The 23,073-nt window shown below is 53.9% G+C and carries 27 protein-coding genes and 1 tRNA gene; 16 read left to right on the forward strand and 12 right to left on the reverse strand.

What is annotated here, in order from left to right; translation table 11 throughout:
- Positions 1–28 precede the first annotated feature (28 nt).
- Positions 29–649, forward strand: a complete 621-nt coding sequence (locus tag L1I42_RS09575) for a hypothetical protein (protein WP_236114305.1) — start codon at positions 29–31, stop codon at positions 647–649.
- On the opposite strand, the gene L1I42_RS09580 is transcribed toward L1I42_RS09575, so the two are convergent.
- From L1I42_RS09580 to L1I42_RS09595, 4 genes are all read right to left on the reverse strand, one after another.
- On the reverse strand, positions 646–867 hold the full coding sequence (locus L1I42_RS09580) for a DUF3126 family protein (RefSeq protein WP_236114306.1): 222 nt from the start codon (positions 865–867) through the stop codon (positions 646–648). The genes L1I42_RS09575 and L1I42_RS09580 overlap by 4 nt on opposite strands.
- A gap of 77 nt (positions 868–944) precedes the next feature.
- Positions 945–1,301, reverse strand: coding sequence for a DUF4440 domain-containing protein (locus L1I42_RS09585; protein WP_236114307.1), 357 nt, complete (start codon positions 1,299–1,301; stop codon positions 945–947).
- A gap of 13 nt (positions 1,302–1,314) precedes the next feature.
- The gene (cysE, locus tag L1I42_RS09590; protein ID WP_236114308.1) at positions 1,315–2,136 is read right to left on the reverse strand and encodes a serine O-acetyltransferase; all 822 of its coding nucleotides are present in this window, start codon (positions 2,134–2,136) and stop codon (positions 1,315–1,317) included.
- A gap of 33 nt (positions 2,137–2,169) precedes the next feature.
- Entirely contained in the window at positions 2,170–2,931 is a 762-nt protein-coding gene (locus L1I42_RS09595) for an alpha/beta fold hydrolase (protein ID WP_236114309.1), read from the reverse strand.
- A gap of 144 nt (positions 2,932–3,075) precedes the next feature.
- Here L1I42_RS09595 and L1I42_RS09600 point away from each other — a divergent pair, with 144 nt between their 5' ends.
- Both L1I42_RS09600 and L1I42_RS09605 read left to right on the forward strand, forming a co-directional pair.
- Positions 3,076–3,321 (forward strand): zinc-finger domain-containing protein, encoded by a 246-nt coding sequence (locus L1I42_RS09600; protein ID WP_236114310.1) that lies wholly within the window; start codon positions 3,076–3,078, stop codon positions 3,319–3,321.
- 26 nt (positions 3,322–3,347) lie between these two features.
- The gene (locus L1I42_RS09605; RefSeq protein ID WP_236114311.1) at positions 3,348–4,568 is read left to right on the forward strand and encodes an FAD-dependent monooxygenase; all 1,221 of its coding nucleotides are present in this window, start codon (positions 3,348–3,350) and stop codon (positions 4,566–4,568) included.
- A 1-nt stretch (position 4,569) separates the two neighbouring features.
- On the opposite strand, the gene L1I42_RS09610 is transcribed toward L1I42_RS09605, so the two are convergent.
- The gene (locus L1I42_RS09610; protein WP_236114312.1) at positions 4,570–5,436 is read right to left on the reverse strand and encodes a pirin family protein; all 867 of its coding nucleotides are present in this window, start codon (positions 5,434–5,436) and stop codon (positions 4,570–4,572) included.
- A 189-nt stretch (positions 5,437–5,625) separates the two neighbouring features.
- Between L1I42_RS09610 and L1I42_RS09615 the strand changes: the two genes are divergently transcribed.
- Entirely contained in the window at positions 5,626–6,906 is a 1,281-nt protein-coding gene (locus L1I42_RS09615) for a TCR/Tet family MFS transporter (RefSeq protein ID WP_236114313.1), read from the forward strand.
- Between the two features lie 4 nt (positions 6,907–6,910).
- Here the strand turns inward: L1I42_RS09615 and L1I42_RS09620 are convergent, their stop codons facing one another.
- Positions 6,911–7,849, reverse strand: coding sequence for an ornithine cyclodeaminase family protein (locus L1I42_RS09620; protein WP_236114314.1), 939 nt, complete (start codon positions 7,847–7,849; stop codon positions 6,911–6,913).
- Between the two features lie 144 nt (positions 7,850–7,993).
- Here L1I42_RS09620 and L1I42_RS09625 point away from each other — a divergent pair, with 144 nt between their 5' ends.
- Both L1I42_RS09625 and L1I42_RS09630 read left to right on the forward strand, forming a co-directional pair.
- A complete protein-coding gene (locus L1I42_RS09625; RefSeq protein WP_236114315.1) occupies positions 7,994–9,337 on the forward strand; it encodes a UDP-glucose dehydrogenase family protein in 1,344 nt (447 codons plus the stop codon).
- Positions 9,338–9,478: 141 nt separating this feature from the next.
- Positions 9,479–9,565 (forward strand) — tRNA-Leu (locus L1I42_RS09630).
- 36 nt (positions 9,566–9,601) lie between these two features.
- Here the strand turns inward: L1I42_RS09630 and L1I42_RS09635 are convergent.
- Genes L1I42_RS09635 through L1I42_RS09645 form a run of 3 tightly spaced genes read right to left on the reverse strand, consistent with a single transcriptional unit; the run spans position 9,602 to position 11,303 of the window.
- Entirely contained in the window at positions 9,602–10,012 is a 411-nt protein-coding gene (locus L1I42_RS09635; protein ID WP_236114316.1) for a DUF2721 domain-containing protein, read from the reverse strand.
- A 20-nt stretch (positions 10,013–10,032) separates the two neighbouring features.
- Complete coding sequence (gene gpt, locus L1I42_RS09640; protein ID WP_236114317.1) at positions 10,033–10,533, reverse strand: xanthine phosphoribosyltransferase; 501 nt, start codon at positions 10,531–10,533, stop codon at positions 10,033–10,035.
- On the reverse strand, positions 10,530–11,303 hold the full coding sequence (locus tag L1I42_RS09645; protein WP_236114318.1) for a competence/damage-inducible protein A: 774 nt from the start codon (positions 11,301–11,303) through the stop codon (positions 10,530–10,532). The genes gpt and L1I42_RS09645 overlap by 4 nt, the downstream gene beginning before the upstream one ends.
- A 63-nt stretch (positions 11,304–11,366) precedes the next feature.
- Between L1I42_RS09645 and sfsA the strand changes: the two genes are divergently transcribed.
- From sfsA to radC, 3 genes are read left to right on the forward strand one after another with little or no spacing between them, the layout of a single operon-like run.
- Positions 11,367–12,077 carry a DNA/RNA nuclease SfsA gene (gene sfsA, locus L1I42_RS09650; RefSeq protein WP_236114319.1) on the forward strand — a complete coding sequence of 237 codons (711 nt, stop codon included), beginning with the start codon at positions 11,367–11,369 and terminating at the stop codon, positions 12,075–12,077.
- A 33-nt stretch (positions 12,078–12,110) separates the two neighbouring features.
- Positions 12,111–12,941: a type I methionyl aminopeptidase gene (gene map, locus L1I42_RS09655; RefSeq protein WP_236114320.1), complete on the forward strand. Its 831-nt coding sequence runs from the start codon at positions 12,111–12,113 to the stop codon at positions 12,939–12,941.
- A 9-nt stretch (positions 12,942–12,950) separates the two neighbouring features.
- A complete protein-coding gene (gene radC, locus L1I42_RS09660) occupies positions 12,951–13,676 on the forward strand; it encodes a RadC family protein (RefSeq protein ID WP_236114321.1) in 726 nt (241 codons plus the stop codon).
- A gap of 357 nt (positions 13,677–14,033) precedes the next feature.
- On the opposite strand, the gene L1I42_RS09665 is transcribed toward radC, so the two are convergent.
- The gene (locus tag L1I42_RS09665; protein ID WP_236114322.1) at positions 14,034–14,771 is read right to left on the reverse strand and encodes a cytochrome c biogenesis CcdA family protein; all 738 of its coding nucleotides are present in this window, start codon (positions 14,769–14,771) and stop codon (positions 14,034–14,036) included.
- 202 nt (positions 14,772–14,973) lie between these two features.
- On the opposite strand from L1I42_RS09665, the gene rpe reads away from it, so the two are divergent.
- From rpe to L1I42_RS09690, 5 genes are all read left to right on the forward strand, one after another.
- Positions 14,974–15,651, forward strand: coding sequence for a ribulose-phosphate 3-epimerase (gene rpe, locus L1I42_RS09670; RefSeq protein ID WP_236114323.1), 678 nt, complete (start codon positions 14,974–14,976; stop codon positions 15,649–15,651).
- A gap of 40 nt (positions 15,652–15,691) precedes the next feature.
- Complete coding sequence (locus tag L1I42_RS09675) at positions 15,692–16,864, forward strand: MFS transporter (protein ID WP_236114324.1); 1,173 nt, start codon at positions 15,692–15,694, stop codon at positions 16,862–16,864.
- The gene (gene purB, locus L1I42_RS09680; RefSeq protein ID WP_236114325.1) at positions 16,861–18,165 is read left to right on the forward strand and encodes an adenylosuccinate lyase; all 1,305 of its coding nucleotides are present in this window, start codon (positions 16,861–16,863) and stop codon (positions 18,163–18,165) included. The genes L1I42_RS09675 and purB overlap by 4 nt, the downstream gene beginning before the upstream one ends.
- 258 nt (positions 18,166–18,423) lie before the next feature.
- Positions 18,424–19,314, forward strand: coding sequence for an EamA family transporter (locus tag L1I42_RS09685; RefSeq protein WP_236114326.1), 891 nt, complete (start codon positions 18,424–18,426; stop codon positions 19,312–19,314).
- 55 nt (positions 19,315–19,369) lie between these two features.
- Complete coding sequence (locus tag L1I42_RS09690) at positions 19,370–19,921, forward strand: RBBP9/YdeN family alpha/beta hydrolase (RefSeq protein WP_236114327.1); 552 nt, start codon at positions 19,370–19,372, stop codon at positions 19,919–19,921.
- A 7-nt stretch (positions 19,922–19,928) separates the two neighbouring features.
- Here L1I42_RS09690 and L1I42_RS09695 read toward each other — a convergent pair whose 3' ends face one another.
- Both L1I42_RS09695 and L1I42_RS09700 read right to left on the reverse strand, forming a co-directional pair.
- Positions 19,929–21,329, reverse strand: a complete 1,401-nt coding sequence (locus L1I42_RS09695; protein WP_236114328.1) for an MFS transporter — start codon at positions 21,327–21,329, stop codon at positions 19,929–19,931.
- A 91-nt stretch (positions 21,330–21,420) separates the two neighbouring features.
- Positions 21,421–21,747 carry a DUF1476 domain-containing protein gene (locus L1I42_RS09700; RefSeq protein ID WP_236114329.1) on the reverse strand — a complete coding sequence of 109 codons (327 nt, stop codon included), beginning with the start codon at positions 21,745–21,747 and terminating at the stop codon, positions 21,421–21,423.
- A 263-nt stretch (positions 21,748–22,010) separates the two neighbouring features.
- Here L1I42_RS09700 and purC point away from each other — a divergent pair, with 263 nt between their 5' ends.
- Positions 22,011–22,775 carry a phosphoribosylaminoimidazolesuccinocarboxamide synthase gene (purC, locus tag L1I42_RS09705; protein WP_236114330.1) on the forward strand — a complete coding sequence of 255 codons (765 nt, stop codon included), beginning with the start codon at positions 22,011–22,013 and terminating at the stop codon, positions 22,773–22,775.
- Between the two features lie 22 nt (positions 22,776–22,797).
- Positions 22,798–23,040 (forward strand): phosphoribosylformylglycinamidine synthase subunit PurS, encoded by a 243-nt coding sequence (gene purS / locus L1I42_RS09710; RefSeq protein ID WP_236114331.1) that lies wholly within the window; start codon positions 22,798–22,800, stop codon positions 23,038–23,040.
- The last annotated feature ends 33 nt before the right edge of the window (positions 23,041–23,073 follow it).

Raw genomic sequence — 23,073 nt, forward strand, 5'->3', positions numbered from 1 at the left:
AAAAAGCAACACAAAACAAAGCGTTATCATGAACAGCCTGTTCCTGATGGCCTTATTGTCGATCGTCGGGTTGGGGATAATCTATGGGCTCGAAGCGCTGGAGCCCGAAAAAACTGAAATTGATCCCGACTTTGTAGGCGAGAAACAACAAGTCGCGCTGGGGTTTGGCGAAGTTTTTGTGCCAAACAATTGGCTAGTCGCGCCAATGGGCGAAGGACAACACGCCGTCGAAACACTGCAATTGCTCATTCCGATCCAATTGGAAACCAAAGTGGTGGAAGTGCCTGTAGACCTGGTACCCGCAAGCCGCACCACGCCAAGTGCCTATTTGCTGGACGCCCTTTATATCCACCGCTTCGCTTCCGAGCCGGCGCGCTATGAAAACGGATTGGTGGGTCGCAAACTTAAAGATGGCGAAGGCTATCAAAATGAAAGCGTGTGGTACGACCCGCTGCGCCCTCAGCCCTTTGTGGCCAAGTGCGTTGAGCCGGTTGATGAATCGGTAGAAGTGCCAAACTGTCTGGAAACCAAGTTGGTGACCCGGCGGGTCGCCGCCATGATAAAGTTCCCGGCGCAATATCTGCCCCAGTGGAAAATGTTTGACGCACAAATGCGCGCCAAACTCAATTTAATGACAAAGCCCGATTAACCGGCAACTTCGTCCAAATCAATGTCCAAAATCGCCATTTGGAAGTTGAAAGAGCGCTCGCCCTCATCTTCGTCCAGATAGAGCACGCCAATAAATTCTTCACCAAGATATACTTCGGCGGAATCATCTTTTTTTGGCCGCGCCTTCACCAGCAATTGCGGATTGCCAAATTTGGCCTGCAGATATTTTTGCAGATTCACCAGTTCGTCTTTTCTCATTATGCACTCCGCATCTGTTTGTTTGGTTGCGCACGATAGTCAGATTTCCGCGCGTCTCAAGTTTTGGTGGGACTTTTTTAAAAACTATCCTCACCTTCCACAAAAATATGGAATTGTTTACGCCATTGCCGATCCGTGAAGCGCCAAAGGGACAGGTGTGTGGTCAATCGCCCATCCGCTTCAGGCACACGAAACGCTAGACAACAGCTGTCCTTTTGGCCCTGTTCGCGCCACAATAATCGCGCCCGATCCGCGGCCAAAGAACCAGAACGGAGCTGCGCCGCAAATTGTTCCTTGGTCAGCGTCCGTCCATCGGGTGTAAAACTCACAAAATCTGCGGCGAAAACCTCCGCTGCTTGAGCGCGTTGCGCCAAAACTTCTTGCTCACGCGCCCAGAGCATATCTGCCGCGTCCAGTTCTTCAGCCGCTTCCATGGAGTCGAAATCCTTAATTGGGCTCGTCGAGCAGCATCTGGTCCATGCGCAGCGCCGGTTCGGCACATCCAGCCTCGCCCACCACTTTGGCGGGCACACCGGCCACGGTCATGCATTCCGGCACATCTTTGAGCACCACTGAACCGGCCGCCACGCGGGCGCAATTGCCAATTTTGATGTTGCCCAAAATCTTTGCGCCAGCACCAATCATAACGCCCGATCCGATTTTCGGGTGGCGATCTCCATCTTCCTTGCCAGTGCCACCCAGCGTCACCGCGTGCAGGATCGAGACATTATCACCAACGACTGCTGTTTCGCCAATAACCAGACCAGTGGCATGGTCCACCATGATCCCCGCACCAATCCGCGCCGCCGGGTGGATATCCACCTGAAACACCTGCGAAACGCGGCTCTGCAAATATTTCGCAAAATCTTTGCGGCCTGCATTCCACAATTCGTGGAAAAACCGGTAAGTCTGAATAGCTTGGAACCCTTTAAAATAGAGCAATGGCTCAATTGCCCGGTTGGTGGCCGGGTCACGTTCCAGCGTGGCCGCTAAATCTGTACGGAAATAATTGGCCAGTTCCGGCTTGGTTTGCAACATATCGTCGAAGGCCCGGCGGATAATCGCCGCAGACATGTCCGCATGCTCCAACAATTCGGACAAGCGATAGGCCATCGCCTCTTCCAAGCTGTTGTGGTTGAGCACGTTGGAAATCACGAAATTGGAAAAAGCCGGTTCGTCAGCCATAATCTGTCGCGCTTCAGCGCACACATCGTGCCACACCGGATCAACAATTCTGGGCTTTTTGTCGCGATTAATATTGCCAACCATAGCTATATCCAATTCGTTTTTCACGTCGTTGCTTTATCCAGCGGGATAAACCCGAGAAAAGAAGTCTAGCACACCTTCTTTAAACTGTTTATCCCCAGTCGCGCGCATGTGATCACGACCTTCGATCACCAGGCTTTCGCCGCGATCCATCAGCTCCGCCAACGGCTCCGGGCGTCCGCCCACATCATCTTCACTGCCGACCGCAACGAGCACAGGCACCTCGATCTTGGACACATCTTCTTTGGAAATCTTTTGCCGTGACGACCCCATACAGGCGGCCAGTGCCTTGAGGTCGCTCTTGGTATGTTCAGCAAAAATGCGGAAGGTGCGGCCCGTGCGATCCTTCACCTCTTCCAAACTTGGGGCCAAAAGCGCATCCACAATTGTGGTGGAATTGCTCATGCCCACCGTCATGCGCTCGCCTAGCCCGCCAAAAACGGCACAAGCGACTTTTTCTGGTGCACTCATGGCCACATAGGCAGAAATACGCGCGCCCATGGAATAGCCCATTATCGCGACTTGTTTCACGCCGAGATAATCAATCAGGTTGATCGAATCCTTGGCCATTTCGCTGGAGGGATAGGCAGCCGTGTCATAGATTTTTTCTGATTTGCCATGACCGCGATTGTCGATGGTCACCACGCGATAACCGGCCTCAACCAGTTCATCCACCCAATTGGTTTCCACCCAATTCACCTTGCCGTTTGAGGCAAAGCCATGCACCAACAACACCGTTGGCCCCTCACCATAAATCGAAAAGGCAATCTCATAGCCTTCAGACATAAAAGTCGGCATACCGCATCTATCCTCATATGGCCGAGCAAACCTCAAAACTTTGCATTTTCAAGTGGTGTTTGCTCTGGTTTTTTTCAATCGAGTTCGTTAATGTCCGCCACACTTAACCTCTCGCATTCAATTGGGCAATGAGTCGATTAGACAATGGCAAATCAAATCACACCACATTTTCAGAACAGCATGGGCGTCGCAAAAATCGAGATCGGCACCAAAGAGTTTAAGTGCATCGGTGCGCTGCCGCCCTATGACCATCCACATGTTTACCTGGATATGGGCGACGAAAATGAAATTGTCTGCCCCTATTGCTCGACTCATTTTGTGCACAATGCCGATTTGAAGCCGGCCGCCGCGTCCCCGGCTGAAGCCGCCTACAACAAACAGTCTGCTTAAGTTTTACAGCACAGCTGGAGCGCCGCATGGCCAACAGCGATAAAACCATTGCTATTGCAGGCGCGGGCATTGCCGGCCTGACGCTCGCGATCGCTTTGGCCAAATTTGGCTTTCGCGTGGTGGTGGCGGAAAAACAAACGGTGCCGAGCGAATATGGCGCCGGTCTGCAAATCAGTCCAAATGCCCGGCGCGTGCTGAACATGTTGGGGCTTGATGAAAATTTCGCCGCCAACAGCTTTGCGCCTGAAGCAATCGATATTTACCCGCATAACGCTGAAAAACCAATCAATTCGGTGCAGCTGGGGGCATTCGCCAGTCAACGCTATAATGGCATACCCTATGCCGTCGCGCACCGGGCCGACCTCCTCAATTGCCTCTATCGCGCCGCGAAGAAATTCGCCAATATTGACATGCATTTTGGTGTTGAGGACATTGACACGACCCCAGCTGCCAACGGCGTCTCGATCATATTAAAGGACCAGCGCGGCACACCATATCCGGTCACAGCCCGGGCGCTGATTGGCGCGGATGGCGTGCGCTCACCCACGCGGATCAATCATGTAAACGGCCAAGCCCCAAAGTTCACTGGCTATATTGCCTGGCGCACGCTCATGCCCTTAACGCATTTGGACGCGCATTTATCCACCATCCACACCAGTCTGTTTTGGGGACCTGACTATCATGTGGTGGTCTATCCCCTCCCACACCAGCAACGCGCCAATGTTGCGCTCTTCACCCGACATAGCCGGAAAAATGTGTCTCGCGAAGATGAGATTGCACTTGATCCAAACCGAATTTCGATCAAGAAAAACAATATCTTATCTGCATTTCTCGACTCATTTTATGACCAATTCACCCTCTGGCCACTGTTCGGCGTAAATTGTGAAACCTGGTATAAAGGCAATATCGCGCTGATCGGTGATGCAGCCCACGCCATGTTGCCTTTTCAAGCACAGGGGGCCGCTATGGGCATGGAGGATGCGGGGTTGCTCGCCGTGCTGCTGGCTGGCGAAGCGAACAATGCCAAAGCATTTGCGCAATACCAAAAGCTGCGCAAACCACGCGTGGACAAGGTGCAACAGCAATCTGCTAAAAACGGAAAGATCTTCCATATGCGCCCACCCAAGGCTTGGGCGCGAGATTTTGTGGTTGCGCGCCAGTCGCCCGACGCGCAACTCAAAAGGCTGGATTGGATTTATGCCCATGACCCCTTTGAAGGGATGCTAGACAAATCAAACACAGCCTAGCTTAATCCAACGCTGGCCCGAATTTGCCGGCGGCATAATCTTGAAAGGCGTGATAGATTTCGCTCTTTGTGTTCATCACAAACGGCCCACCCTTTGCGATCGGCTCATTCAACGCCTCGCCCGTGGCCAGCACAAACCGCCCACCTGTGTCACTATGCACTTCAATAGCGTCGCCCGCTTTACTCAGCTCGATAAGGCTGCCTTCGCCATAAAGCGCTGTGGTTTCATCCGAATCCAAAAGGCTAATTGTGCCCTCGACCACCAGTATAAACCCTTGACGCCCATCTAGCGGTTCCGCAAGCGTACCCCCCGCCTGAAGTGTCACATCCAAAATAAAGGGGCGCGTGTCCCGGTCCAGAAAGTGGCCCTTGGTGCCCTGGCTGGTCTCACCCGCGATGACCCGCAGGCTAGCCTTCTCGCGTTTTTCAACCGCCAGCTTGGAGATATCGAGGTTGGTATATTCTGGCGCATCCGCCTTTTGCGCCGCAGGCAGGTTCAGCCAAAATTGCAGGCCTGACAAATCCTCATCGCCTTCCACGCGGGGCATTTCTGAGTGGATAATGCCATTGGCCGCTTTCATCCATTGCACGCCGCCTGGCCCCACTTCTGCTGTGTTGCCAATATTGTCGCGGTGGCCCATATGACCACTCAACATCAGTGTAATGGTTTCAAACCCGCGGTGGGGATGCGGCGGAAACCCCGGAATTGCGCCCTTGGGGCTTTCAACTTTGAACCAGTCCAGCATCAAGAAGGGATTGATCACATCAATATCGGGCGTCCCGATATAGCGATGCACCATAATTCCTTCACCTTCTTGGACATGATGGCCACGACTCATTTTCGCAGCATGTTTCAATTTGGCAGTCATAATCGCCTCCATTGGTTTGTGCAGCAAAAATAGGCGCATTTTGATTTACAAAAATAGCGGAAACATCAAATGATTGTTCACATAATCAACCCTAATAAATAGAAATCCGCCATCGGGTGGTGCAAAATTGACTTGCGCACCCTATATGCAGCATGTCTATTGACGAAAATACCCGCCTAAAGGAAACCCATGACCGCAGCAAAGAACTCAAAGCTGGCGCTCGCCTTCATTTTGATCACGGTTCTGATCGACATTATCGGGCTGGGGATCATTATTCCGGTGCTGCCACATCTGATTGAGGAGTTGACCGGTGGCACCGTGGCTGAAGCGGCGGTTTATGGCGGTTTTCTGCTGTTTGTCTATGCCTTGATGCAGTTTATTTTTTCGCCGATTTTGGGCAATTTGAGCGACCGTTTCGGGCGGCGTCCTGTGCTGCTGCTCTCGCTGTTGGGGCTGACGCTCGACTATATTTTAATGGGGTTCGCGCCCACATTGGCCTGGCTATTCGTTGGGCGGGTGCTTTCGGGCATTATGGGCGCTGCGGTCTCCACCGCCACCGCCTATATCGCTGATATTTCCACCCGCGAAAAACGAGCACAGAATTTCGGCCTGATCGGCGCGGCCTTTGGTGCAGGCTTTATCATCGGGCCGGTGGTTGGCGGCCAACTGGGCGAATTCGGGGCGCGCGTACCCTTTTTCGCCGCCGCAGCGCTGGCCTTTGTCAATCTGATCTTTGGCTATTTCGTGCTGCCCGAAAGCCTGACCATGCGCAAGCGCCGGCGTTTTGAGATCAAGCGCGCGAACCCGCTGGGCACGCTGATGTCCTTGCGTAAATATCCCTATGTATTGTCCTTCATCGCCGTTTTGTTCTTTTTCTCATTGGCCGCGCAGACCTATCCCAGCATCTGGAACTTTTTCACCATTGAGCGGTTTGACTGGTCGCCTTCACAAGTGGGCTACTCTTTGGGCGCCTTCGGCATCATGTTCGCGATCGTGCAAGCACTGGTAATTCGCCCCTCCATGCGATGGTTTGGTGAGGTCAAAACTGTTTTGATCGGCCTCACCTTTGCCGTGATCGCCTTTTTCGGCATGGCTTTTATCGACACCCCACTCGGCCTTTATACCTTCCTGGCGATGGGCGCCATGGGCGGCCTGGTCGTGCCCGGCCTTACCGGACTGATGGCCAACCGCGTTGCCGACAATGCACAAGGCGAACTGCAGGGCGGCATCAATGCCGTCAACTCAATCACCTCTATTGTTGGTCCACTGGCGGCCACCCAGCTCTTTTCCTTTTTTACCACCTCGCCAAAAGCGTTCACTTATTTTCCGGGGGTGCCATTCTTCGCCGCAGGTATTGCGGTGACGCTTGGCGCGGCATGGTTCGTCACCACAGCCATACGCGCAGGCCTTCTGTTGCGGCGCAAAGCCCATTTTGGCCAATCCGCCGTCCCAAAAGAACCAGACGAATAGTGCTTTACTTTTTTGCGGCCCAAATATCGTAGATGGCATTGGCCACCATCAAATCGAGATGTGCCCCACCGCCATTCTTAAACAGCGTGATATCGTCTTCGTGGGTGCGCAGCGAACATTCCGGCTGCACCATATCGTAATAGTCTGCCAACACATCGGCTTCGCTGATCACACCGCGGGCAATCGGGTCCTTAAGCTCGCCAATATGCTCGATGGTCGTCTCGCGGCTATCAACAAACAGTTTTGCCTTTTGCATCAAGCCATCATCTGCTTCGCGCATCCCGTCTTTAAACGCCCCTATCAGATCGAAATGCGTGCCGGGTGTCGCCCATGCGCCTTGAATAAAGGGCTCACGCGCCATCGTCGCGCTGGTCACAATATCCGCCTCGCTCACGGCTTTGGCCAAATCCTCAACCGCCTCACATTGTTTTTGTGCCGCCAGCTCCTGCGCATTAGCATGGGTGCGGCTCCAAATTTGAATGCGGTCCAGATCGGGGAAAATCTCACGATAGGCATCCACCAGTGATTCGGCGACCACGCCGGAGCCGACCACCAGCAATTTGCGCGCGTCCTTCCGCGCCAGCAGCCGCGCGCCCAAAACGGAATCAGCCGCGGTTTTCCATTTGGTCACCAACTGCCCATCCACCAGCGCTTTCACCTGTCCGCTCTCATCATCAAACAGAATCACCACCCCATGAATGGTGGGGATCGCAGGCTCACGTTGGGCATTTTTCGGGTAAACCGTCACCGCTTTCATGGCTAGGCCCAGATCATCAATCCAGGCGGCGCGGTTCAGCATGGTAGATTGGTCTTCCGCACGGTTTAAAAACAAATCGCCCAACCGCGCCTTGCTGCGCTTATGGCCGTCAAAAATCGCATCAGCCACTTTGCCCCAACGTAACTGGTCTTCGATTTCTTCACGTCCGATAAATGGAATAGACATGTTGATCCCCTTTTTTGCGCCATAGTGCAAAATTGCGCGCACCATTTCAAAGCCGATAAATCGATTTTCGACCATTTGCCGACGAATGTCGTAGAAACGACATGGAAAAACGGCTTAGTCTGGCCCAGCAAATGGAGTGCACCTATGAAAATCGCAGTTATTGGCGTGGGATATGTGGGTCTGGTGTCCGGGGTTTGCCTCGCTGAGGTGGGTCATGAGATCACCTGTGTGGATCTGGATCAGGCAAAGATCGATAAACTGAACCAAAATCACGTCCCCATCTATGAGCGTGGGCTTGAAGACATGGTCGCCGCAAACCGAGCCGCCGGTCATCTGCATTTCACGACCGACCTGGCCGCCGCGCTTAAAGATGCCGAAGCGGCCTTTATCGCCGTGGGTACCCCGTCGCGTGAAAGCGACGGTCACGCCGATTTGAGCTATATCTATGCCGCCGCCAAAAACATTGCCGAACAGGCCACCGACCCATTGGTGATCATCAACAAATCCACAGTTCCTGTGGGCACTGGCGATGAGGTGGAAAACATCGTCAAAACAACGCGGCCCGATCTGCAATTCGACATTGTCTCCAACCCGGAATTTTTGCGCGAAGGCGCGGCCATCGAGGACTTTATGGCCCCGGATCGAATCGTGATCGGCGTGGAAACCGACCATGCCAGAAAGGTGATGGCCGAAATCTATGCGCCATTCGCTGCGCAAGGCTACCCGATCCTTTACGTCAACCGCCGCACAAGCGAACTCACCAAATATGCCGCCAATTCCTTTCTGGCGCTCAAACTTGCTTACATCAACGAAGTCGCCGAGCTGTGCGAAGTGGTTGGCGCCGACATTAAAGGCGTCTCAAAGGGCATCGGTCTGGACCCACGCATTGGTGAAAAGTTCCTCAATGCCGGTCCCGGCTATGGCGGCTCCTGCTTTCCAAAAGACACGCTGGCGCTGGTGCGCACAGCGCAGGACCATGAGCGCCCGCTACGCCTGATCGAAATGATCGTCTCCATCAACGAATATCGCAAACGCGCCATGTCCCGCAAAATCGCACAAATGTGTGAGAATGAGGTCAAAGGCAAAAAAATCGCCATATTGGGCCTCACCTTCAAACCCAACACCGACGATATGCGCGAAGCCCCCTCCATCGCGATCATACAAGGTCTGCAGGATATGGGCACCACCATCCACGCCTACGATCCGGAAGGCATGGAGAACGCAAAGCGCTATCTCAACAACATCACCTATTGCGACAGCGCCCTCGCCTGCGTTGACAGCGCCGATGCCGCAGTGATCGTCACCGAATGGGATGAATTCCGCACCCTGCCCTTTGCTGAGATCAAAACCAGGATGCGGAAACCGGTCCTTGTAGACCTGCGTAACCTCTATGATGGGCAGAGCTTAAAGGCCGTGGGATTTGACTATCAGTGCGTGGGCCGACCGCAGGAAACGGTGATCAATTCAATGCCTGTTAGTGACGACTAAGATGATTATTTTCGAATAATCTCAAAGTCCTATCACATATGCGTACCCGTCCAACCCTGCCAACATGACCAATTCCACTATCGGGCCGATTCCCATTTGCAATGCGCTAAAATTTTGATTATGAAAACCACACTCTTCAGTGCGGACGTGGTGAAATTGGTAAACACAAGGGACTTAAAATCCCTCGCCCTAACCGGCTTACGGGTTCAAGTCCCGTCGTCCGCACCAAAAATCTTCAGCTTCACCTCATTATACCGGCAACGCTCACTTCCGCGCCTTGAGCAGATTGTTGCGCTCGCTCGCCGCTGTTAGTTCCAGCAGGAACAGCGCCAGCGACACGGTAAGCAACAGCATGGCAAGAATGAAGCTGAAGGCGATCAGGCCGGACAGGTCCGGGGCCACATAGTCGCCGAGGAAAATAAACACCACCACCAGGCAAATCAAAATGCCCGCGGCCACGCTGAGGCGGCTGGACCATAGAATATAGGCGATGCGCCGCAGATTGCGGATGCGCTCCTTTGTGCCGCCTTCATGCTCATCCAGACGATCAACGATTCTATTGAGTCGCCCAGCCAACACATTGAGCAAACCACCAATGGCGGTGAGCAAAAAGACCGGGGCTACAGAAAGCTGAATTTCTTCGGCAATGCTCGAAGTTGATAAAATACTTTCCATCGTGCACCGCCTTTTTCTGCTTAATCTTGCGCCCCGTCGCGGATCGGCGGTGCGTAGGACACATCCATATCCCATGGGAAATAGATCCAGGTGTCTTGCGAAACCTCAGTGACAAAACTGTTCACCAGATCGCGGGCTAAGGGTTTGGCGTAGACGGTAGAGAAATGCGCATTGGGCAACATGGCGCGCACGGCACGACCGGTTTTGCCCGTATCCACCAGATCATCGATAATCAGAATGCGACCATTTTTGTCGAGATCAATAATATCTTGACAGATAGGCTTTACCACATTCAGCTCACCTTGCTTTTGGTAGTCATGGTAGGAGCTGATCGACACGCTCTCAATCACGCGAATGCCCAGCTCGCGGGCGATGATCGCAGCCGGCACCAGCCCGCCCCGTGTGATGCACACAATGGCGTCAAACGGCTCTTCATTCATCAGGCGCCAGGCCAAAGCGCGGCTGTCGCGGTGGAATTGATCCCAGGATACCGGAAAGGATTTGTTCTGCGGAGCGGTCATATTGTGGATCCCTGTCCCTTTTTCGCTTTTTCAAACAGGTCGTCCACAATGGCCTGGGCTTCATGGCGCACCTGTTCCAATATTTTCTCATCGCTTGAGCGCATCACAATCTGGGTCATATATTCATCCGACCCCAATTGCGGATAAGACCCGATTTTTACCGTTTGGTATGAAGATTGCAATGCCGCAAGGGGGGCAGAAAGCACGCCTTCCCCAACTTGTGAGTTCACAAACACCGAATATTGCGGCACTCCGGTCTTCAATTTAGGCGCAATGCTCTCCAGCATGGCTTGCAATATTTTAGGCACCCCCGCCATCACAAACACATTTTCAATGTGAATGCCCGGCGCGCCGGAAACAGGATTGTCGATCAATTCCCCGCCTTCAGGAATCCGCGCCATGCGCAGCCGTCCTTCGGTCATTTCATAATTTACAAACCGCGCTTGCATCGCCTCAATGGCGCGCTGGTCTACATTCAGCTCCACGCCGAAAGCCTTGGCCACTGCGTCGGCTGTGATGTCATCATGGGTGGGGCCAATCCCGCCGCTGGTGAACACATAATCATATTTCGCCCGCAGTGCATTAAGCGCGTCAACGATCTCGTCGATCTCATCGGCCACGATCCGCGCTTCGCTGAGATCAATGCTCAGATCTGCGCAAAAATCGGCGATGGTGCCAATATTCTTGTCCTTGGTGCGGCCGGAGAGAATTTCATCGCCCACCACCAGCATGGCAGCTGTTACAGCTTGGGATTGGTCTTGTTTTGTCATCATCACTTTGAAATAAAGGATCGGTTTTGAATTGCAACCTATTTCAACGTTTGGACCGCCTGAATGGATTTCCCTTCGCCGCTGCTGCGCGGCACTTTGATCAAACGCTACAAACGCTTTCTGGCTGATATTCGCCTGGATGATGGTGAGATTATCACCGCCCATTGCGCCAATCCCGGTGCCATGCTGGGGTTGAAAGAGCCCGGCCTGCCCGTCTGGCTCTCTAAATCCGACAATCCCAAGCGCAAATTGCAATATTCATGGGAGCTCACCGAAGTGGATGGGCATCTGGTGGGCATCAACACCGCCCTGCCCAACCGGATCGTGGCCGAAGCGCTGCTAAACAAGCAAATCAAAGAACTCGCCGCCTACGAACACATCCGGCCGGAGGTCAAATATGGTGAAAAATCCCGGATTGATTTTCTCCTTACCGGCGACGGCTTGCCGGATTGCTATCTCGAGGTGAAAAATGTGCACCTTCTGCGCGGCGATGCTCTCGCCGAATTCCCGGACAGCAAAACCGCCCGCGGCGCCAAACATCTGGCCGAGCTGAGCAATATGGTCGCCGCGGGCCATCGCGCTGTAAATCTCTATCTGGTGCAGCGCACCGATTGCAGCCATTTCAGCTTCGCGGCAGACCTCGACCCCACCTATGCCGAGGCGGCAGAATTGGCCTTGAATGCGGGGGTTGAATTTCTATGTTATGATTGCACCATTGATCAGAACCAAATATGCCTCAACCATCCCCTTCCCATTTTGCCGGTGAAGCGGTAGGTTCAGCGCAAAACGAACATTTAAGAGCACTTCATGGTCACCTATACCCAAGCCAAACCCAACCAAAAACGCACCCCCGGCATCATTCCCCTGCACGGGGAAGAAGGCTTTGAAGGCATGCGAAAAGCCGGTGCTTTGGCCGCACAGGCCCTCGACATGCTTTATGAATTTGCCCAACCGGGTGTCACCACAGCCGAGCTGGACCGGCGCGCCTTGGAATTTGCTCTGGATAATAATGCGGTGCCCGCCACGCTCAACTATCGCGGCTATCGCCACTCAATCTGCACCAGCATCAACCATGTGGTGTGCCACGGTATTCCAAACGAAAAGCCACTAAAAAATGGCGACATCGTCAATATCGATATCACGCTGATCGTGGATGGCTGGCATGGCGACACCTCGCGCATGTTCCCCATTGGTGACATTTCCCGGAAGGCCGAGCGACTGATAGAAGTGACCTATGAAAGCCTGGCGCGCGCCATTGAAGTGGCCAAACCGGGCAACACCACCGGCGATATTGGCCACGCCATCCAAAGCTTTGCCGAAAGCGAGCGCTGCGGCGTGGTGCGCGATTTTGTCGGCCACGGTCTGGGGCGTCTGTTCCACGACGAGCCGAACATCTTGCACTTTGGGGATCCTGGCACCGGCCCGGAGCTGAAACAGGGCATGATTTTCACCATCGAGCCGATGATCAATTTGGGTCGCCCGGATGTAAAGGTGTTAGGCGACGGCTGGACCGCGGTCACCCGTGACCGCACCCTTTCAGCCCAGTGCGAACACTCCATCGGCATTACCGAACATGGCTGCGAAATTTTCACCCAATCGCCCAACGGATTGTTCAACCCTCTTGAAGCGCGGCGGTAAGCACGGCACATGAGCGACGCGGACGAGTCCCAAGCCGATCAGCCAGCTCCGGGCAAAAAGCCCAAGCTGCATTATCACGGCCACCGCGACCGTCTGCGCCAGCGTTTTGAACGTGATCTCGGCGCATCGTTTGAAGATTATGAATTGCTGGAGCTGTTGCTGTTCCGCCTCCTGCCGCGCCGCGACACCAAGCCCATCGCCAAGCAAATGATCGCCCGGTTCGGCAGCTTCTCGCAAGCCCTCGCGGCCCCGGCCCACCTGCTGCAAGAGATTGATGGCATCGGCCCCACAGCGGCAATGGATCTCAAGATCATGCACGCCGCCGCCAAGCGCTATGCGAAAGATGCGCTGCCCGAACGCCCCATCCTCAACTCATGGGATGCGCTGCTGGATTATTGCAAGTCGGAAATGGCGTTTGAGGATAAAGAACAATTCCGCCTGCTCTTCCTAGACAAGCGCAACAAGCTGATCGCCGACGAAGTGCAGCAAATCGGCACGGTGGACCACACCCCGGTCTATCCCCGCGAAGTCATCAAACGCTGCCTGGAACTCTCCGCCACTGCCATGATTTTGGTGCACAACCACCCCTCTGGCGATCCAACCCCGTCCAATGCCGACATTCAGATGACCCGCGCCATCGCCGACATCGCCAAACCCCTCGGCATCACCTTGCATGACCACATCATCATCGCCAAAGACGGCCACAGCTCCCTACGCGCGCTGAAACTGTTTTAGGATACATCGCAACTCGCCCCACTCCTCGTGGCCATCCCGGCCCTGAGCCGGGATCAAACCGGCCCCGGATCACGTCCGGGGCGGCCACGTAACGGCAAACAACCAATAAAACCCACCCGTCATTCCCGCGCAGACGGGAATCCAGGTCGGAGCGTCAACCCGCACATCACCGGCGGATTACAACTCGCTCAATCACAACTGGATCCCCGCCTGCGCGGGGATGACGACTTTAGAGCGCGTTGGCCTCTGTTCGTTAGTCACCAATGCGCAAAGCAATGCTAGGCGATGGGCGCAGCCCCTATTCAATATAGGGGCAAGGCCATCAACGCCGCAGTGCGCAGCGCATTTTTGACTAAATTAGCCGAAGTTTTGGAGGACGGGGAACGTCTCCAACAACCAGAAACTGATCCGCGTGAAATCGCCGGTCAGGAACAAAATGCCGGTGATGATCAGGAACACGCCCATCACCTTCTCAACGGTGCCAAGGTGTTTTTTGAAATTCTGGAAGAAGTTCATAAAGGGCCGAATGGCCAGCGCTGCCGCCAAAAACGGCAGGCCGAGCCCCGCAGAATAAACCGCCAAAAGCCCCGCGCCCTGCCAGGCTGTCTCCGACGTCCCGGCAATCGGTAAAATCGCCGCCAGAATGGGGCCGATACATGGGGTCCAGCCCAGCGCGAAGGCCAGGCCCAACCCATAGCCACCCAGCGGCCCGGTGGCCGTTGTTGGCCCGCTCATGCGCGCTTGACGATAAAGCAAGTTGATCCGCAACAGCCCCAAAAAATGCAGGCCCATCACGATGATCACAATCCCCGCCAAGGGCACCAGCCAATCCAGCGCCGAGCGCAAGGCACTGCCCAAAAAGGTTGCAGATGCGCCCATCAGAACAAAGATGGTCGAAAAGCCAAGGATAAAGAACAGCGACGTGATGACCGTACGCCACCAGACTTTGGTGCCGGTATTGCCCTCATCCTGCAACTGCTCAAAGGTGGTGCCGGCCATATAAGAGAGATAGGGCGGTACCAACGGCAAAACGCAGGGCGACAGGAAACTCAAAATGCCCGCACCAAACACAACGGGGAGGCTGACCGAAATCATCGCAAAATCCTTTGGCGAGATCTAAAACTATCACCTTTTGAACCTGTTATATCATGAATGCAAGCGACCGAATGTCGCCCTAACGGGATTGTGACAAGAGGTGAAGATTCACCCTTTGGGCAATTGGCATTTGTCAACCTTCATGGTAACAGGTGCGCACATTCCCAAAATCAAGGCTGCATCTACCCAGGGGAGCCCCCAAATGAGCCAATTGCCAATTAAAATTGCACCTTCAATTCTTTCTGCTGATTTTGCCCGCTTGGGCGACGAAGTCCGCGCCATTGATGAAGGCGGCGCCGAATGGGTGCATGTGGATGTGATGGACGGTCACTTTGTACCTAACATCACCATTGGCCCTATGATTGTGGAGGCCATTCGCCCCGTCACCAAGAAAATCTTGGATGTTCATCTGATGATCGCGCCAGCTGATCCGTTTCTTGAAGCTTTTGCCAAGGCTGGGTCTGACATTATCACGGTGCATGCCGAAGCTGGCCCGCATCTTGATCGTTCCCTTCAGGCCATCAAGTCCATGGGCAAAAAAGCCGGTGTCTCGCTCAATCCATCCACCCCTGTCTCTGCGATTGAGAATGTGATTGACCGGTTAGACCTCATTCTGATTATGAGCGTAAACCCGGGCTTTGGAGGACAGAGTTTTATCCCCCAAGCCATTGAAAAAATTAAACAAGCCAAAGCATTGATCGGCGATCGCCCCATCGACCTTGAGGTTGATGGCGGGGTTACAGCAAACAATGCTGAGGACATTGCACGCGCCGGGGCAAACGCGCTGGTTGCTGGGTCAGCAATTTATAAAGGTAACGATCCTGCCACCTATGCCCCCCGCATAAGCGATATTCGAAAGGCCGCCGAAAGGGGGCAGTAAACCCGCCGAACTTAACTGCACATCATAAAGGTCCCTATTTATGTCTATGCGCAATTGGCTCTTCTTTGTTTTCTTCTCTCAGCCGGTCGCGCTTGGCGCCTGGCTACCCCGCATTCCTGAGGTGCAAGAAAAACTTGCCCTCAGCCCTGCTGAACTTGCAATCGCCCTTATCGGCGCGCCCATCGGCACGTTGTCGTCCCTGTTGGTGGCCGGTCGCATTGGCGATTGGCTCGGCGCGCAAAAAACAATGATGATTTTCTATCCATTGTTCTTTTTGGCGATGACGCTGCCTTTCTTGGCCAATTCTCAGCTCACCCTGATGCTTTCTTTGGCCGTAATGGGGTCCACCTTGTCCCTGCTGGAACTCGGCATGAATGTATCGGCTGACCTTTATGAGAAACAGCGTAAAAAACTGGTCATGAGCCGCGCACACGGCCTTTGGAGTCTTGGCTTGATGACCGGCACAATCGTCGGTTCTGCCGCAGCGGCCATCCGTTTCGATGCATTCCTGATGGAAGTGGCCATTTTTGCAGTGCTGATCCTGCCCAGCCTATACGCGGTCAAACAGGTCAAACTTGATCAACCGGTGCTTGAGCCATCCACCATTACGTCTGGCAAGTCAGGCTTCACCATGCCCCATATGCTGCTGCTCGGCATTTGCTTGTTCACGTTCGGCACCACATTGACCGAAGGCGCTGTCGCCGATTGGGCGGCCATCTTTATGCGTGATGTGCATAGCGCCGAGCCCGGCTTTGCCGGCCTGTCGCTCACCGTCTTCACCATGGCCGCCGCGCTCACCCGACTAACGGGCGACAAATTGCGCGAGCATTTTGCCACATCCGATTTGGCCCGCACCCTTGCCATTGTGGGTGTCATTGGACTGGGGGTGATTTATTTCGCACCCAACGCCTTTGTCGCCTTATTCGGCTTTGCCTTACTGGGCTGCGGCATCGCGCTTGGCTTCCCGCTGGCGGTCACCGCCGCCGCAAATGCCCCCGGTAAAAGCTCAGCCAGCAACGTGGCTGTCCTCACCTTCTTAGCCCTCAGCGGCTTTTTGGTCGGCCCGATTTCCATCGGCTTTGTCGCTGAAGCCACCAACATTAAGATCGGCTTGATGATCATCACGCCGATGTTGGTGATTAGTGCCGTGCTCGCCAGCACGCTTAAACCCAAATCCAACCAACTTGAAACCCACGAAAGTCAAACCACATGATCCCCCGTTATTCACGCGATGAAATGGTGTCCATCTGGTCACCAGAATCCAAATTTCGCATCTGGTTCGAAATCGAAGCCCACGCCGCCTCAGCCCAGGCCAAACTCGGGATTGTGCCCGAAGAGGCTGCTAAAATCGTTTGGGAAAAAGGCGAAAACGCCCAGTTCGATGTGGATCGGATCGATGAAATCGAGCGCGAAGTAAAACATGATGTGATCGCATTTCTCACCCATTTGGCCGAAATCGTTGGCCCCGAAGCCCGTTTCGTGCACCAGGGCATGACCTCGTCAGATGTGTTGGACACTTGCCTGAATGTGCAATTGACCCGCGCAGCAGATCTGCTGCTGGCTGATATGGACAAGCTGCTCGCCGCCCTCAAAAAGCGTGCGCTCGAGCACAAGGACACCATCACCATTGGCCGTTCCCACGGCATTCACGCTGAGCCAACCACTTTCGGCGTCAAGTTGGCTCAGGCCTATGCCGAGTTCGACCGCTGCAAAAAGCGCCTTGAAATCGCTCGCGAAGAAATCGCCACTTGTGCTATTTCCGGCGCCGTGGGCACCTTCGCCAATATCGACCCTTCCGTTGAGCAATATGTGGCGGAAAAACTCGGCTTGGCTGTAGAGCCTGTATCCACGCAGGTCATCCCACGCGACCGTCATGCGATGTTCTTTGCTGTTTTGGGCGTGGTGGCGTCATCCATCGAGCGTTTGGCCACCGAAGTCCGCCATTTGCAGCGCACCGAAGTGCTGGAAGCCGAAGAATTCTTCTCCAAGGGCCAAAAAGGCTCCTCCGCCATGCCGCACAAACGCAATCCTGTGCTGACGGAAAACCTCACCGGTCTCGCCCGCATCGTGCGCGGCATGGTCACGCCAGCGCTGGAAAACGTTGCCCTGTGGCACGAGCGCGATATCTCGCACTCTTCTGTTGAGCGCATGATCGGCCCAGACGCCACCGTGACCCTCGATTTCGCTTTGGCACGTTTGACCAATGTGGTGGAAAATCTGGTGGTCTATCCCGAGAACATGAAAGCCAATATGGATAAGCTGGGCGGCCTGCACAATTCGCAACGTGTGTTGCTGGCCCTCACCCAAGCTGGTCTGTCCCGTGAAGATAGCTACCGCGCCGTTCAGCGCAACGCCATGAAGGTTTGGCGCGGCGAAGGCGAGTTTGAGGCCTTCTTGAAAGCAGACGAAGAAGTATCCAACGCCCTGAGTGATGCCCAAATCGACGACATGTTTGACGACGGCTACCACCTCAAACATGTGGACACCATTTTCGCCCGCGTCTTTGGCGAATAAGCCCCTTAAAAAAGCCCGGCATTTCTGCCGGGCTTTTTGTTGATCAGCACTTTTGATCTTGCCATCTCAAATAATGATATGCGCTTCACGCATAAATCTAAACATCTGAAATATAGTATATTTCAGCTTCTATACACATTCAGAAACGTGAAATGGTCGGACATCTTGCAGGTTTGGAAATAAACGCCAGCTTGACCAAAGTCAGCAGTCCTGTCCTAATCGCCCCGACTTGCTAACTCGATCACTGGATCTGCCCCAATGCCCTTGAAAGATTTATTTCTCGCCCTACTGGTCGTCGCCATATGGGGCTTCAACTTTGTGGTGATCAAAGTCGGGGTCGAGGATGTGCCTCCACTGCTATTGAATGGCATTCGATTCTCGCTCGTGGTACTGCCCTGGATATTTATCTTCAAGAAGCCCAACGTAAGCTGGCCGCTGATTATCGGGTTTGGCATGTTCCTCGGCGTGATCCAGTTCGGATTGTTGTTCACCGCTATGAAATGGGGCGTCAGCGCGTCGCTGGCCTCTATTGTGCTGCAGTTGCAGGCATTTTTCACAATCCTGTTTGCATTTCTGCTGTTGGGCGAAAAACCCAAAAGTTGGCAGATCATGGGAGCCTTTATCGCCTTTTCCGGCATCGGCATTATTGCCGCCGAGCGGTATAATGGCGGTGCCCTGGTGCCCTTCCTGATGTGCGTTGCAGCTGCCGCGTCATGGGGTTTGGCCAACATCATGACCAAAAAAGCAGGACAAGTAGACATGCTGAATTTCGTGATCTGGGGCAGCCTCGTGCCGCCCATCCCGCTGTTCATCTTGTCCTTTATCCTAGAGGATCATGCGGCGATCTGGGCCACCTTCAACGAACCTAAGCTCACTGCAATGGGCGCAGCTCTCTATCTGGCCTATCCCTCAACTATTCTGGGATTTGGCATCTGGAACCAATTGTTGAAAAAGCATCCAGCGAGTTTGGTTGCCCCGTTCTCGCTTATGGTGCCGGTATTTGGCGTACTTTCCGGGGCGATCGTATTGGGCGAAGGCATGAGCAGGGCTGCCATTATTGGCGGCACCATCATTCTACTCGGATTGCTGCTCAACGTATTTGGCGGCCGATTGGTGGCTAGATGGCCAACAACGGACAGTCAGATTTGAGCGCAGCAAGAGTTTTCCCTTGCGTCCCGATGTAAAAATCGGGCATCAAAGTCCTATGAAAATCGCCGAAGCAGACATATTGATTGTACCCGGTTTGGGCGGCGCCAGTGCGGATCATTGGCAAACCAACTGGGTTAACAAAATGCCCACCGCCCGATTGGTGGAGCAGGAAAATTGGACGAATCCGGACCCCGAGAAATGGGCAAACAAGCTGCATCATGCCATCATGATGTGTACCCGACCGGTGGTGCTTGTGGGCCATTCACTGGGCGTGCACACGATCTCGCGCACCGCCCAAAAGCTGACCGATAGCAAGGTGGCTGGCGCATTTCTGGTGACCCCGCCGGACGTTGAAAACAATAAAAATGTTTCAAAAAAATCGAAACGCTTTGCCCCGATTGTGCAAGAGCCGCTGCCGTTCCCCTCAATCATGATCGGGTCCAGCAACGATCCATTTTGTGATGTGGAAGCTGCGGCACAAATGGCGGCCGCCTGGGGCGCTAACTTCAACAATGCAGGCGAGATCGGCCACGTCAATCCAAAAGCAGGCTTTGGTCCCTGGCCCGAAGGCTTAATGGCGTTTGCCAATTTGATGCGCCGGATTTAACCGCCGACTATCCCGCCTTGGAAGTCGGCCACACCGGGTGGTGCCGATCAATCCTGATCTTGTGCCGATGTACAATTTCCTCGTGCTTATGCGGATGGGCATGTGGCTCTGGCCCTTCCCATCCCTCATGGTCATGCTGGTGATGGTCGCCATGGAAATGCACATGGTCATGATAAATCGCTTCATGCTTATGGGTCAGCGGCACCTCGCTTTCGCGCGTCCATAGCCGCAAGGCCGCCAACAATGCCAGCGAACAAAAAGTGGCGATCAGCATTAATGTCGTCCCCATGCCGACCAGCTCAGGCAAAAAGCCAGCCATAGGATAAGCCAACAACCAACACGAATGGGAAAGCGCAAACTGTGCTGACAGCAGTTTGGGTAGATCCTCTTCGTTGGCTGAACGCCTAAATACACGCCCGGCAGGCGTCTGCACCAGGCTGGACCCCAGCCCCAAGAGAGGCCAGATCAGTATCAGGGCTATGTAGGTAAGGCTTTCGACCAGCAGGGCCAGCAACGCGACACCGGTCAACAACACCAATGCGCCAGAAACCATTACGGCCCGGTCGCCCCACCGCGCCGTCAATTTCGGCACCAAAATGGCGGCCAGCAGCGATCCGCTGCCAAAAGCGGCCATAGCCCAAGCCAAAGCGCTTTCGCCCAGGCTCAATTTCTCCCGCACCAGCACAACGCTATTCACAATCACCATCGCTCCGGCAAAGGCCACCAGAAAATAAAGGGCGAACACGCCACGCAAGCGCGGCGTCTTGGCGTAAATCTGAAAACCTTGTGTCAATTTGCGTTTCAGCGGATCCGCCACATTGTCCAGCGCCAAATGCGGCACATGCGCCCGCGCCACCAACCCGGCCGAAATCAGAAAGGCAATGCCATTGGCGATAAAAAAGCTCTCAAAGCTCACAAACAGCAACAAAAGGGCCGCGATGGTCGGACTGAGCAAGTTCTCCAGATCATAGGCCACCCGCGACAGGCTGAGCGCCTTGGTATAGTCAGCATCCTGTTCAAACAATTGCGGAATGATGGATTGAAAGGTGGGAGTGAACCCGGCCGAAGCAGCATTAAGCACAAACATCAGCACATAAATCTGCCAGATCTCAGTCACGAAGGGCAGCGCCAACACGCACAGCGCCCGCACCCCATCCAGCGCAATCAATACCTGTTTGCGCTTATCGCCCGGAATGATGGCGCTGATCACAGGCGCGATGAAAATATATGCGATCATTTTCAGCGTCAGCGCTATGCCCAGCACTTGCCCCGCCGCCTCGCCGGCCAACTCAAAGGCCAAAAGTGCCAATGCGATTGTGGTCAGCCCGGTCCCGGCCAGCGCGATCACTTGAGCCGCGTAAAGCTTTCGATAGTCCGGATGCTTGAGCACGCCAAATGAAAATTGCATAAACCCTCCAAGGATTCAGATTTTCATGTTCCCCCGCAAAAGAAAAGGCCCGCGCAAAGCACGGGCCCTTTAATCGAACAATGCGCAAAGCTTATTTGGCTTCTTGCACCTGCATTTCAGCTTTCAAATAAAGCGTGCGCATTTTTTCGCGCAATTCTTCTTCCGAGACATTCACGCCAGCGGCTTTGAAGTCGCCGCTTACTTTGCGATACACATCTTCATCACCAGCCTCTTCAAAGTCAGATGCCACCACTTCAGTTACATAGGTGTTTACGTCTGCTTCATCTGTTTTGCCCAAAAGGCCAGCCGCCCAAAGGCCCAACAATTTATTGCGCCGCGCTTCAATTTTGAACTTCAACGCCTGATCATGCGCATATTTAGCTTCTTCCGCCTTTTCGCGATCGTCAAATCCGGCCATTTTTTTCTCCGTGCATAAAGATAGGGTTCGCCCTATTACGTAACTCACGCTTGGAGATAATGCCAAACACAAAGAAAATCAACGATTCTGCGTCCTGAAGCCGTCGGAAAGTTCAGATTCGCGGCAATTGGGCATCCAAAGTTGACAACATCGGTTAAAACCCACAAAGAATGCAGTGAAAATTGATTAAACACTTGCATTTTGCCCCCAAAAGGGGACATGAAGCTGCCATACAGACATTTCAGGAATCGCAGGATTTGAACATGAGCCGTCGGCGTCGCCTCTATGAAGGCAAAGCGAAAGTTCTCTATGAAGGTCCCGAACCCGGCACATTGGTGCAGCATTTCAAAGATGATGCCACCGCCGGCAATGGCGAGAAGCACGAAGTGATTGACGGCAAAGGCGTGCTCAACAATCGCATTTCAGAATTCATCTTCACACAGCTGAACGATCTGGGCATCCCGACCCACTTTATCAAACGCCTCAATATGCGCGAGCAACTGATCCGCGAAGTTGAAATCATCCCGCTGGAAGTGGTGGTGCGCAACGTAGCGGCCGGTTCTATTTGCAAACGATTGGGTTTGGAAAGCGGCACCCGCCTGCCTCGGTCGATCATCGAGTTCTATTACAAGGACGACAAGCTGGGCGATCCCATTGTGGCCGAAGAGCATATCACGGCTTTTGGCTGGGCCAACCCGCAAGAGCTGGACGACATCATGTCGATGGCCGTCCGCATCAACGACTTCTTGTGCGGCATGTTTTTGGGCGCCGGCATTCAGTTGGTGGATTTCAAGATTGAGCTCGGCCGTCTTTATGAAGACGACACGATGCGCATCGTTTTGGCAGACGAGATTTCACCGGACAGTTGCCGACTATGGGATGTAAAAACCCAAAACAAACTGGATAAAGACCGGTTCCGCCAGGATTTGGGCGGACTGGTTGACGCTTATCGCGAAGTGGCCCAGCGCCTGGGCATTTTGTCAGAAGCAGATAACGCGCTGGCCACCGGCCCGCGTCTGGTACAATAATCAAAGATTGAGACTTGGATAAATGCACGCACGCATATTTGTGACACTGAAAAACGGCGTTCTGGACCCTCAAGGTCAGGCTATCGAAGGCTCCCTCTCCAGCTTGGGTTTTGAAGGCGTGGACGCGGTTCGCCAGGGCAAAATCTTTGATGTGAAGCTCGATGAGACCGATCATGAAGTGGCCAAGGAAAAACTGGCCCAAATGTGTGAAAAGCTGTTGGCCAACACAGTGATCGAGAATTATTCGATCGAGATCGTCGACTAAGCATCCATAATTTGTTTACCAGTTGTCGCCACT

Source organism: Maritalea mediterranea, assembly GCF_021568695.1.
GTDB classification, from domain to species: Bacteria; Pseudomonadota; Alphaproteobacteria; order Rhizobiales; family Devosiaceae; genus Maritalea; species Maritalea mediterranea.

What these genes read in the sequence shown, in the direction of transcription:
- L1I42_RS09575 (WP_236114305.1), top strand. Translation starts at nt 29, where the DNA reads ATGAACAGCCTGTTCCTGATGGCCTTATTGTCGATCGTCGGGTTGGGG.
- L1I42_RS09580 (WP_236114306.1), bottom strand. Translation starts at nt 867, where the DNA reads ATGAGAAAAGACGAACTGGTGAATCTGCAAAAATATCTGCAGGCCAAA.
- L1I42_RS09585 (WP_236114307.1), bottom strand. Translation starts at nt 1,301, where the DNA reads ATGGAAGCGGCTGAAGAACTGGACGCGGCAGATATGCTCTGGGCGCGT.
- cysE (WP_236114308.1), bottom strand. Translation starts at nt 2,136, where the DNA reads ATGGTTGGCAATATTAATCGCGACAAAAAGCCCAGAATTGTTGATCCG.
- L1I42_RS09595 (WP_236114309.1), bottom strand. Translation starts at nt 2,931, where the DNA reads ATGCCGACTTTTATGTCTGAAGGCTATGAGATTGCCTTTTCGATTTAT.
- L1I42_RS09600 (WP_236114310.1), top strand. Translation starts at nt 3,076, where the DNA reads ATGGCAAATCAAATCACACCACATTTTCAGAACAGCATGGGCGTCGCA.
- L1I42_RS09605 (WP_236114311.1), top strand. Translation starts at nt 3,348, where the DNA reads ATGGCCAACAGCGATAAAACCATTGCTATTGCAGGCGCGGGCATTGCC.
- L1I42_RS09610 (WP_236114312.1), bottom strand. Translation starts at nt 5,436, where the DNA reads ATGACTGCCAAATTGAAACATGCTGCGAAAATGAGTCGTGGCCATCAT.
- L1I42_RS09615 (WP_236114313.1), top strand. Translation starts at nt 5,626, where the DNA reads ATGACCGCAGCAAAGAACTCAAAGCTGGCGCTCGCCTTCATTTTGATC.
- L1I42_RS09620 (WP_236114314.1), bottom strand. Translation starts at nt 7,849, where the DNA reads ATGTCTATTCCATTTATCGGACGTGAAGAAATCGAAGACCAGTTACGT.
- L1I42_RS09625 (WP_236114315.1), top strand. Translation starts at nt 7,994, where the DNA reads ATGAAAATCGCAGTTATTGGCGTGGGATATGTGGGTCTGGTGTCCGGG.
- L1I42_RS09635 (WP_236114316.1), bottom strand. Translation starts at nt 10,012, where the DNA reads ATGGAAAGTATTTTATCAACTTCGAGCATTGCCGAAGAAATTCAGCTT.
- gpt (WP_236114317.1), bottom strand. Translation starts at nt 10,533, where the DNA reads ATGACCGCTCCGCAGAACAAATCCTTTCCGGTATCCTGGGATCAATTC.
- L1I42_RS09645 (WP_236114318.1), bottom strand. Translation starts at nt 11,303, where the DNA reads ATGACAAAACAAGACCAATCCCAAGCTGTAACAGCTGCCATGCTGGTG.
- sfsA (WP_236114319.1), top strand. Translation starts at nt 11,367, where the DNA reads ATGGATTTCCCTTCGCCGCTGCTGCGCGGCACTTTGATCAAACGCTAC.
- map (WP_236114320.1), top strand. Translation starts at nt 12,111, where the DNA reads ATGGTCACCTATACCCAAGCCAAACCCAACCAAAAACGCACCCCCGGC.
- radC (WP_236114321.1), top strand. Translation starts at nt 12,951, where the DNA reads ATGAGCGACGCGGACGAGTCCCAAGCCGATCAGCCAGCTCCGGGCAAA.
- L1I42_RS09665 (WP_236114322.1), bottom strand. Translation starts at nt 14,771, where the DNA reads ATGATTTCGGTCAGCCTCCCCGTTGTGTTTGGTGCGGGCATTTTGAGT.
- rpe (WP_236114323.1), top strand. Translation starts at nt 14,974, where the DNA reads ATGAGCCAATTGCCAATTAAAATTGCACCTTCAATTCTTTCTGCTGAT.
- L1I42_RS09675 (WP_236114324.1), top strand. Translation starts at nt 15,692, where the DNA reads ATGTCTATGCGCAATTGGCTCTTCTTTGTTTTCTTCTCTCAGCCGGTC.
- purB (WP_236114325.1), top strand. Translation starts at nt 16,861, where the DNA reads ATGATCCCCCGTTATTCACGCGATGAAATGGTGTCCATCTGGTCACCA.
- L1I42_RS09685 (WP_236114326.1), top strand. Translation starts at nt 18,424, where the DNA reads ATGCCCTTGAAAGATTTATTTCTCGCCCTACTGGTCGTCGCCATATGG.
- L1I42_RS09690 (WP_236114327.1), top strand. Translation starts at nt 19,370, where the DNA reads ATGAAAATCGCCGAAGCAGACATATTGATTGTACCCGGTTTGGGCGGC.
- L1I42_RS09695 (WP_236114328.1), bottom strand. Translation starts at nt 21,329, where the DNA reads ATGCAATTTTCATTTGGCGTGCTCAAGCATCCGGACTATCGAAAGCTT.
- L1I42_RS09700 (WP_236114329.1), bottom strand. Translation starts at nt 21,747, where the DNA reads ATGGCCGGATTTGACGATCGCGAAAAGGCGGAAGAAGCTAAATATGCG.
- purC (WP_236114330.1), top strand. Translation starts at nt 22,011, where the DNA reads ATGAGCCGTCGGCGTCGCCTCTATGAAGGCAAAGCGAAAGTTCTCTAT.
- purS (WP_236114331.1), top strand. Translation starts at nt 22,798, where the DNA reads ATGCACGCACGCATATTTGTGACACTGAAAAACGGCGTTCTGGACCCT.